Source organism: Alkalimonas cellulosilytica (genome assembly GCF_036325985.1).
Taxonomy (GTDB): domain Bacteria; phylum Pseudomonadota; class Gammaproteobacteria; order Enterobacterales; family Alteromonadaceae; genus Alkalimonas; species Alkalimonas cellulosilytica.
This window is the reverse complement of record NZ_JAUHLI010000036.1, coordinates 1-9371: the sequence shown is the minus strand read 5'-3', so window position 1 is coordinate 9371 and position 9371 is coordinate 1. Positions and strand designations below refer to the sequence as shown.

Below are 9371 nucleotides of genomic sequence, written 5' to 3'. Positions count from 1 at the left end.
GGTTATTGTATTTTTTGCCTTTACGTCAATCGGAATGACGATACTTGCAACCTATTTTGCGCTGCTTTACAAGGAGGAACAGCGGAAATGTCGTGAATTAATGCAATTCAAAAACCAAGAAGGAAAATAAAAATGCATCAAGTTGAAATCAGGAACTCAGGGCTTTTACCTGCACTTTCTGGGTAATATATTTTGCATCAGCACTTTAAAACCGCTAAAAGTATATGTTAGGGAGGGAGGCGTCAGTTGGCAGGGCGTTGTGGCATCTTTGTAAAGAATGACAGATAGATATAGCTTAATCCTTTGGTTTTTTATTATATGACGCATAAGCACTATATCCTACGAATGCAGTGCAAATAGCTAGAACCAGAAAAAAGAAGGTGATACCACTCATATTGTCTTACATTTTTACCGTATCCTTCAGTATAGTTGACTAAGGTTCTGGCAACAAGTATCAGGTATGAGATTGCGAAAACCGCTCTCAAAAAGGCAAGGACCGAAAAAAATGGGATTTATATCTGATACTTTCATAAATAGAATTTTTCAAGTTTTACTCTCAAAAACAACATGGATTGCTGCCTTTCATAATTACTGTTTTTAGAAACAAAATAAAACATTCAAAAACAATGGCCTACCTGAGGTATCCCCACAAATGGGCTAGTTAAAACAAAAAGTTAGGCGAGAAGGGAACATTCATGGCCGTTCACGATCTGATCTTTCGCCAAAAAAACATACCACTAACAGCCATGAATGCAAAAACTATGCTCGCTCATTTTCTCTCTTTTGTCACCCCTGAACGGATGCATAAGACCAGATTTTCATCACTACTTGCAGCAACGCAAAGCTTGCTGCAGCATCAGCGCTGTACGGTTACCGCCATTGGCGGGGCATTGACAGCGATACCTGCGAAAAACACAGCATCAAACGGGCAGACCGGCTGCTAAGCAACAACAAACTCCTGGCTGAAATGCCTTGCATCTATGCATTGATGACCAGAGCCATTCTGGCAAACAGCAAGCACCCCATCATCCTGGTGGACTGGAGCAATGCCGATACCAGGAAGCAGAACCACATTTTAAGAGCCAGCCTCGCCTTGGAAGGCCGCTCACTGACCTTGCTGCTAATAGTCGCTCCCACCGATGATTACAACAGCCCGCGGGTGCACAGCCAGTTTCTGAAGCGCCTGAAACTCATGCTTCCTAGTGACTGCAAGCCAGTGATTGTCACCGATGCAGGCTTTAAAGTCCCGTGGTTCAAAGCAGTGCGCAAGAGCGGTTGGCACTTCATCGGCCGGGTTCGTGGCAATCAGCATGTGAAATTGCCGGAGCACGATGAATTTATCAGTGTGCAGGAGCTGTACAAAAAAGCCCGCTGCAATCCGAATCACTTGGGATGCATTGAGCTTGCCTTTTATCAATTCTGGGCCACATCTCTATCATTTTCGTGCCACTTTTTTTCACCAGAAAAAATTCTTTCCGCATCATTACATGGACTTGAGAGTATCCCATCTCTTTTTTGGGCCCCCTGATCTTGAACGAATCTATTGATCTTCTGATCATAATGGATCTGGTTTGATTGATTTTTTGCAGTGCTCATAAACAGCATGAAATTGGTTAAGTCTTTGTTTTTAATTGCTTATCGTATAGGTTCTGCTGTAATGAATCACTATCTATTTTCGGAAAACCCCTTTTTTGTTTTAATAAATCCTATTAAAATCAATCACCTGTGAATGTTTGAACTTATTGGTTCGTGCCATGCAGTCTCTGAGCGATAGCATGCTGTTTGTGTACGCTGTTATCAGTTAAAGTTCAATTTATTAATTTGAGCCCATCTTTTTGCATCCTTGCGCTGCGCTAGTGCCCGCCTTTCTGGACGGGCACTAAATAGGAAATAATGTCGGCGCCTTTCGGTTTTTCACAGCAGTTGGTTCCAAGGCCAGTGGTTCCCCAGGAGTAGTAGGGATACCCTTCTTTATAAGCTTTACCGTAATTCTTAAAAGAGGTTTTGAGTAACCAATAAAGGTAAAATTAAAAATTCTATGTACATTTTGCGGCAATTTTCGAGCAGAGAAGCGGTAAAGAAGTGTCGGAAAAATTCGACACAAAAACTCAGAGTTTTTTTCGGTTTTAAAAAAACTTGTCGCGCGTGAATTTGGGAAAAGGTCACTTTTTCCAAAATAGTATGTGACCAAAAATGTGTTCAGTCGGTGTAAAAAGGGGTGTTTTTTTGCGTATTTTTATGTTTTTATTCATCATAACGCTATGATAATTAATTAAAATAATTATTCCCCTGCAGATCTTACTATCCTCCGGAGGCAGAGGTCTCAGGTTCGAATCCTGACGGGTGCGCCATAAATGAATAAACCGCCACTTCGGCGGTTTTTTCATTTACAGCACCTCGTCGGGTGAGAACCTCCTTCGACCAATTTGCCGGGAGCAAATTGGAACCGCTTCAGCGGGCCCTTTAGGGCGAGGGCAGGGATAGCCCGAGAAATCCAGACGAGTTCATCATATAAATCAAGGTCTTAGCTTAACGGCGAGACCTTTTTTTATGCCTGAATTTTATTGATCGCTAACCGGTAGTTAAATCCATAAGGTACACACCAGCCATAAATTTATTGATTATTGATGCAATTATTGATGCATCTATTGTGGTATGCTTTTATATGGTGCTGAAATTACGAGTTTTAAATAAATATGGCCAGCTCAACTATTGATGCAGTTATTGATTTTTTACGGCGTGAACCTGCGAGTTCAAGCGAAATCGCCAGCTTTTGTGGTTGCGACCGCTCAACGGTGACACGACATCTGAAGCTACTTCAGAAACAGCTCGTTACGACAGGCCGTGCTCGCTCTACACGTTATTATTTACGCAGGGGAGCAGACGCTGAGTTCCCACTTTATCGAGTGTCGGAGGCTGGCCAAGCAGAGCTTTTTGGCACTATGGTCGCAGTGATGCCGCGAGGCTATATTGTGAATACATATCATGACGCCGAGTTTTGTTACTACGATGATTTACCTTGGTGGGTGCAAGATTTAAGACCTCAGGGGTTTCTCGGCCGAAATCTCGCCAAGGCGCTTTTCAGAAAAGAGATTGTTGACACTGAAGATATTACTTACTGGAAAGATCAGGATATTTTTAACGCGTTATTGCATGCCAAAGGTGATACACCGGGAAACATACTTATCGGGACCTTAAGTTATCAGGAATGGCTACAGCATGAACCGATAGCAAGATCTGAAGGTGATTTTGTGATGTTGGCAGAGCATGCCATGTCAGGAGAGGTCGTGGGTTCTTCCGCCGGTGGCGAGCAGCCTAAGTTTTGCGCTTTTGTTGATGGTAAACATCGTCTGGTTAAGTTCACGGAACCGGTCATCAACGCGAACAGTCAGCGCTGGGCTGATTTATTGGTGGCGGAGCATCTTGCTTTAAACACCTTAGCGAATGCTGGCATTCCAGCAACTTGTTCAAAAATTGTCAGGCTTGAACAACGCACATTTTTAAGTTGTGCGCGCTTTGACCGTATAGGTGAGATCGGACGAAAAGGTCTGGTCTCGTTGCGTATGGTAGAGATGCAATTTGTCGGCAAGCCAGCAGAGTGGCCAGTGATAGCAATGCATTTGCAGCAGGATAAACATATTACTGCAGAAGAGGCAGATACCATCGCAGTGATTTGGTGTTTTGGCCGTTTGATTGCGAATACCGATATGCATAACGGTAACTTATCTTTTTTCTATTCAGCAGAGGGAGAGCTTACCCTGGCACCTGTATACGATATGTTACCTATGGCTTTTGCACCCTCACGCAGTGGCGCCATGGCATTTGATCACAACTTAACCATTAACGCGATTGCTCAAGGCAAACACTGGCGACAAGCTTATATCCTGGCTGAGCGGTTTTGGGATGACTTAGCCAATCATGTTGAAATATCTTCAGATTTCAGGCGAGTCGCTGAATCGATGCGACTTGAACTTAAGGCTGTAAAGCGGTTGGTGGATAGGATGGCATGATTAACGCTTGTGTACACCATTAGATTTATAAGGCTTCACGTATAAGAGAATGGGTATATACCCTGTACCGGCGCCAATTTTTAATGGCATGCGGGAGCGTAAAGACCGCTTACTGCTCGGTTAAGCGTTCGTTTATCGAATGGTGTTTATCTGGACTTTCTGCAGGTTGCGCAGGTGTCGCTGAGCTGGTTTGCATAGTGCAATCACTTTGTCGCATAGCCGCTGCACTGAATGTGATCCCCGCTTCGCTGGAGAGCGGCAACCAGTTAAAGCAGCACTAAAGTACTAAATCGGAATTACCGCTTGTCCCCTATAGTGGTTTGGCACCCCAGCTTGCTACCGGGGGAGTCAGAGATCGAAACAAGGAGTCGTAGCGTCGCTGAGGTGTTCACTTAAATTAAAAAAGATAAGGAACAACAGACGTGAAAATTCAACTACTACACCGGGTTAGCGTATTGCTGACCGGTACCCTCATGGCTGCAAGCCTGCTTGCAATACCCGCTGTTGCTGGCAGTTGGCAACAAAATGTCAATCGTGGTGGCTTCAATAACGTTCATATCTACACGCCCGACAGTGTCTCGGCCATTGGCCAGGGGCGCGGTTTGATGCTGGTGCTGCATGGCTGTACCCAGTCGATCAACGCCTACCTTACCGCCAACTTAGAGCAGGCCGCTGACCAGTATGGCCTGGTGATCGCGGTGCCAGATGCAATGAACAAAGCCGGTTTTGGCTGCTGGTCGTACTGGCAGGGCACCAAATCCCGCAATGCCGGCGATTACCAAAACCTGATCAATCTGGCCAACAATCTGGTTGCGGATACCCAGTACCAGATCGATCCCAACCAGGTGTATATTGCCGGGTTATCTTCGGGCGCCAGCTTTGCCAATACCACGGCTTGCCTGGCTCCTGATGTGTTTGCCGGCATGGGCATTAGTGCCGGCCCGAGCATCGGCACCAGCTCCAGTGGTGCCATCGGCCCTTGTGAAACGGCCAATGTGGCTGCCCGCTGCGCTCAGTATGCCGGCAGTTTCGCCAGCCATTTTGACACCCAGATTGCTTCCATTGCTCATGGCCGCAACGACACCACGGTCAATCAGTGCTACAACGAGCAAAATGCCAACGGCATGGCCACGCTTTATGGGGTGAGCCAGTTAAGCGGCGAGAACCTGATTAGCCATGGCGCCGGCCGTACCGCCGATGAAACCCTGTGGCAGGATGGCCGGGTATCGATGCTGTGGCTGAACAATGTGGATCACGCCTGGTCAGGTGGCCAGGGTGCCAGCGGTGCTTACATCAATAGCAACGGCATCAATTATGCGCTCTACCTGGGTCAGTACTTTCTTGAGCACAACCAGCGGGTTAATCGCAACAGCGCCCCCGAGCTAAGCGATATCAGTGTCAGCCAGCAAAACAGTGTGGTGACGGTGACCGGCACAGCGACCGATGCCGATGGCGATGCCATGATGATCACCGCCAGTTTTACTGACAGCCTGAGTCTGCAGCAACTGGTAACTGATGCACCGGATGCCTCCGGCAATTTTAGTTTGACCAGTCCGGTACTGGCGGACGACTGGTACCAACTAACAGTGACAGCAACCGATAGTGGCGGCCTGGTCAGCACGGCGTATACCGAGCAGCTGTTGATTGGTCCACCGCCGCCACCGGTTCCACCGGAGCTGTCTGAATTGGTGGTGGCAGTAGATGGTCAGTGCGCTACGGTCACTGGCCGGGTATTTGATCTGAATCGCGATCTGGATACCGTCACTGTAGAGTTTAGCAATGGCACTGTGACTGCCAGTATCGATGGCGATTTATTCAGTGCCCAGCAGTGCCAGTTGGCAGGTGGCGAGCAAAGTGCTTTGATCACAGCGACCGATCTGGAAGGCTTGTTCAGTGCCGAGCTGGTGACCTTCACCATTGATGCAGGCCAAAGCGGTACCCTGGATCAGCACATCAGTGCTGGCCGGCTGGATTACACCAATTACGCCAACTGTTACCTGCAGTATGGCACCGCCAGCTTTGTGCTGCGTGAATACGTCATCAGCGGCGATCAATGCCGCTGGCAAAATGACGATGGCAGCTGTTTTGGTCCAACCCAGAGCTGCAGCGGAGCCGTCCCGGGTAATGGCGGTGATCAGGGCGGTACGCCACCCCCTGGCGATTGCGTGGCTTTTACCACCAACAACTACAGCCACAAAGTGGCCGGGCGCGCCTACAGTACCGGCAATTTCTTTGTGCCAGATTACTTTGCCAACGGCAGCAATGCAGCCATGGCTGGTTCAACCTGGGGGGTGACGACGCTGTCATCCTATGATGGCAGTTACTGGGAGCTGGGTGCCTGCCCGCAATAAGCACAGATGAGCCAGCTCAGCCCTGATAGCTGGCTCGCTTTAACCGATCCCAGACCGCCAGCCAGGCTTCGCCTTCGGGCGGGGACTCCAGCACAATCAAATCGGCACCGGCATGATCGGCATCGGCCAGTGCCCGGTACAACTTGCGGCCATAGGCTTTGGCATCTGCCGGCATCTGTTGTTGCCATATCGGGCGAAGTGCTTTCGGCACCGGCCCCAAATGCAGAATGGCGATTTGTTGAGCCTTGCCAACTTGCGCTGGCAATTCTGCCTGAAACGAGGTGTAAATCACCGGTGTGTTGGGCTGGTAATGAGCCCGCACATTGCCAGCTACCTTCACCTGGTGCTGCTCGGGTTGCAGTACTGGCTGGCCTAGCATCTGCGACAGCTCACTGGCCTGAATAGGCCCGGCCCGAACGATGGTCAGTGGCTCGCAGGTCGCATCCACGATGGTCGACTCAAGGCCATAGCTACAATCGCCACCATCCAACACTGCATCGATGCGGCCGTCCAGCGTATGCAACACTTGCTGAGCACTGGTAGGGCTGAGTTTTTTATAGCGGTTGGCCGACGGCGCAGCCACTGCCAGCTGATGTTGCTGTAGCAGTTGGTGCAGGACCGGATGCGCCGGTACCCGCAGCCCAATAGTGGGCAGCCCGCCAGTAATGACCGGGCTCACATGCGGTGCTTTTTTTAGCAGCAAGGTTAACGGGCCTGGCCAAAATGCTTTCGCCAGTTGCCAGGCGCTGGCCGGAATATCAACGGCCCAGTCGGCCATAGCATCGGCCGAAGGCAAGTGCACAATCAGCGGGTGATCGGCTGGTCGGCCTTTGGCAGTGAAAATGCCCGCCACCGCATCCGGGTTGCGCGCATCGGCTGCCAGGCCGTACACGGTTTCGGTCGGTACAGCAACCAGCCGGCCTTGTTGCAACAGCCGGGCAGCCATCGCCAGCTCATCTGGTTGGGTAGGGTCCAGTTGCAGGGTTGTCACAAGCCGATGTCTCCGTTTGAAAGTGATTAGGGGTTGCAGCAGGGGCAGTGTTTTGGGTCGGCTCCGGCCGTTGTAACCGGCTGATGCTCATGGTGACTACAGCGGCTGCAGCGCTTTATTGTACTGCGGATTTGTGACGTTAAAAAGCCACAGTCACTGCATGGCAGGCCGTGCAGGCGATCCTTGAACCAAAGGTTCGCTGCAGCCTACTACCGATAGGGTGTTTAAGGCATTGAACAACGTGACCCAGTTTTTAGCTGCTCGACTGTTTCATCACTCGGCGGAGAAGGCTGTTTTTTTTGCAAGAGCTAAGGTACTTTATGGTTTATCATAGTATTTGTATATGAGTTCGCCTGGCTGGTGTGAGCATGGCAGCATTGGATTATGCTGGTCAGTTTTTCCTGTAAAATGCGTGTGTAAGGCAATCATTTTTGAGCATGAGTAATACAACAAGAGTAAGGTATGACGCTATTAGCCGTTGATGTAAAAGAGAAAGAGCGCGATAGCGTGAACGTGGAAGGTTCTGAAGTCGGTAATAATAATGCTGAGAAAGAACCCAAGGCGACTGTAGAGCAGCAGGATGCCATTGCCTTTTTAAAATCGCAGCCAGACTCTAGTATAGATCTGATTGTGACTGATCCCGCTTACAGTGGCATGAATCAACATTTGCTGTTAGGCAAAGGGCGCATTGTTGGCACCTACCAGGAGAAGGGCCAGGGCAAATGGTTTGAAGAGTTTCATGATACGGCTGAAAATTACGCCGCCTTTCTCGCTGAATGCTATCGGGTGCTAAAAGACGACCGGCATATTTTTCTGATGTTTGATTCGTTCTCGATGCTGTCGTTGGGTGCCATCGTCAGAGAGCATTTCAATGTGAAAAATGTGCTGACCTGGGATAAGGTAAATATTGGGATGGGCCATTATTTCCGGCGGCAAACCGAGTTTATCCTGTTTGCCTCAAAAGGCAAAAGACCCATTAGTAGACGAGATATTCCGGATATTTGGAAAATAAAACGACTGCACAGAGCGCCTTACCCAACGCAAAAGCCGGTGGAGTTGTTCGAGGCCATGATAGCGTCCAGTAAGTTGCCATCTGATCAGCAATTTCTGGTGTGTGATCCTTTCAGCGGCTCCGGTAGTGCTGCCATTGCCGCTTTACGTCAAGGCGCCTCTTTTGTCGGCTGCGATATCTCTCCGAAAGCCATTGAGTTGGCTCAAAACAGGATAAACGAATTCACGCAATCTGGTGTGGATATAGGTCAGCCCAAATCCGCACATGATCCCAACCTGCAAAAAAGGTTCTGGTGAATGGCATCTGAGAAAACGGCCTCCTCGAAATCCTGGTTTTTTCCTACGTCACCCCGCTCCCCATACAAGCTTCAGGGAGAATTAAAGCTGCTGAAACAGTTAGAAGGAAAACCATGGGGCGCGGAAACTCAACAAGAGTTTGCAAAATTACTCATGGAGTCGCCTGACTTTGAAGGCAAGACATCGAGAAGTGAAGCTGCATTTTCTGGGCGAGATCGTGCTACCAGGGCTCCCAGATTATTAGGATTTGTGCACTTTCCTAGACGAGGACAAAAAGGAGCTTTTAAGTTTACGGAGATCGGAAATATTTTCATTCAATCAACCCCAGAAGAGCAGGCACTCATCTTCCAAAGACAGATAGCAAAAGTACAGTTTAGATCCCCTTTACATAACAATAAAGGTTTCGGCGACATGTCCATCCGACCTCTGATTGTGATGCTAAGGCTGTTGTTTGAACTGGATAGTTTGTCAAAGCATGAAATTGCTCTCTTCGCTATTACGATTACTTCTGAAACCAAATTTAACGAGCATGTTGCTGTTATTCGGCAGTTTAGAGAGAGTTTAAGTAATCTTTCAGGCTTGGAAAGGAAATCCTATAAGAAATCCTTCTCAGAAGAGTGGGTTGGGAAAATTTATGAGGAAGATATCCTAGCCGGAAGAACAAAGCTCCGACAGGGTGGTGACGACTTTATTTCAAAGAAATTCCGCACA

General features: G+C 48.6%; 7 protein-coding genes. 6 read left to right on the top strand and 1 reads right to left on the bottom strand.

Translation table 11 applies throughout. The features are described 5' to 3' along the window. Positions 1–695 precede the first annotated feature (695 nt). From QWY20_RS18300 to QWY20_RS18285, 4 genes are all read left to right on the top strand, one after another. Positions 696–944, top strand: coding sequence for a hypothetical protein (locus tag QWY20_RS18300; RefSeq protein WP_330130419.1), 249 nt, complete (start codon positions 696–698; stop codon positions 942–944). Continuing rightward, entirely contained in the window at positions 863–1528 is a 666-nt protein-coding gene (locus tag QWY20_RS18295) for an IS4 family transposase (RefSeq protein ID WP_330130420.1), read from the top strand. The genes QWY20_RS18300 and QWY20_RS18295 overlap by 82 nt, the downstream gene beginning before the upstream one ends. Positions 1529–2696: 1168 nt before the next feature. After that, positions 2697–4010, top strand: a complete 1314-nt coding sequence (gene yjjJ, locus QWY20_RS18290; protein ID WP_330130418.1) for a type II toxin-antitoxin system HipA family toxin YjjJ — start codon at positions 2697–2699, stop codon at positions 4008–4010. 473 nt (positions 4011–4483) lie between these two features. Further along, positions 4484–6361, top strand: coding sequence for an extracellular catalytic domain type 1 short-chain-length polyhydroxyalkanoate depolymerase (locus tag QWY20_RS18285; protein WP_407935446.1), 1878 nt, complete (start codon positions 4484–4486; stop codon positions 6359–6361). A gap of 16 nt (positions 6362–6377) precedes the next feature. On the opposite strand, the gene QWY20_RS18280 is transcribed toward QWY20_RS18285, so the two are convergent. Beyond that, complete coding sequence (locus QWY20_RS18280) at positions 6378–7352, bottom strand: L-threonylcarbamoyladenylate synthase (RefSeq protein ID WP_330130416.1); 975 nt, start codon at positions 7350–7352, stop codon at positions 6378–6380. A 462-nt stretch (positions 7353–7814) separates the two neighbouring features. Between QWY20_RS18280 and QWY20_RS18275 the strand changes: the two genes are divergently transcribed. Together QWY20_RS18275 and QWY20_RS18270 are read left to right on the top strand one after the other, a co-directional pair. After that, positions 7815–8660, top strand: a complete 846-nt coding sequence (locus tag QWY20_RS18275) for a DNA-methyltransferase (RefSeq protein WP_330130415.1) — start codon at positions 7815–7817, stop codon at positions 8658–8660. Beyond that, positions 8661–9371 (top strand): AlwI family type II restriction endonuclease (locus tag QWY20_RS18270; RefSeq protein WP_330130414.1); only part of this gene is annotated, 711 nt, incomplete at its 3' end.